This window comes from Leuconostoc sp. UCMA20149, assembly GCF_030400235.1.
Taxonomy (GTDB): Bacteria; Bacillota; Bacilli; order Lactobacillales; family Lactobacillaceae; genus Leuconostoc; species Leuconostoc pseudomesenteroides.
In genome coordinates this window covers 1-437 of record NZ_VJYC01000051.1, presented here as the reverse complement: position 1 = coordinate 437, position 437 = coordinate 1, and the positions used below count along the sequence as shown (strand labels likewise).

The window sequence follows — 437 nt, the reverse complement described above, 5'->3', positions numbered from 1 at the left end:
GTGCGACTAGTAATCCAAGATACGATTAAGACTAATACAACTGCACCAATAATTGAAGGAATAAGTGCCATTCCTGCTAAGCTTGGTCCCCATGATCCAAGAAGGCTTTCACCTAACCAAGAACCAATTAAACCAGCAATGATGTTACTAATCCATCCCATAGCTGCACCGCGGCTTGTAATTGCTCCTGCAATAGCACCGATAACTGCACCTACGATAAGTGTCCAAATTAATCCCATAATGATATCTCTCCTTCTGGTTCTCTATCAGAACCTAAGTCCAGATTACCACTGTCATATTTTTTCCGCAAATATTTAGCTTGCACTTTTATCACGTTTGATTCTAAAAAAGGGCTTAGTGACTACTAATCAAACTGGCTATAAAATTAATCATAGTGGCAATGAGGAGTGTGCTAAAGGCAAAAGAAATGAGTGAGT

1 protein-coding gene is annotated in these 437 nt (G+C 39.4%); it reads right to left on the bottom strand.

Annotated features, from left to right (window positions below):
• Nucleotides 1-239 (bottom strand): GlsB/YeaQ/YmgE family stress response membrane protein (locus FF105_RS11595; RefSeq protein ID WP_290046939.1); only part of this gene is annotated, 239 nt, incomplete at its 3' end.
• Nucleotides 240-437: the final 198 nt, after the last annotated feature.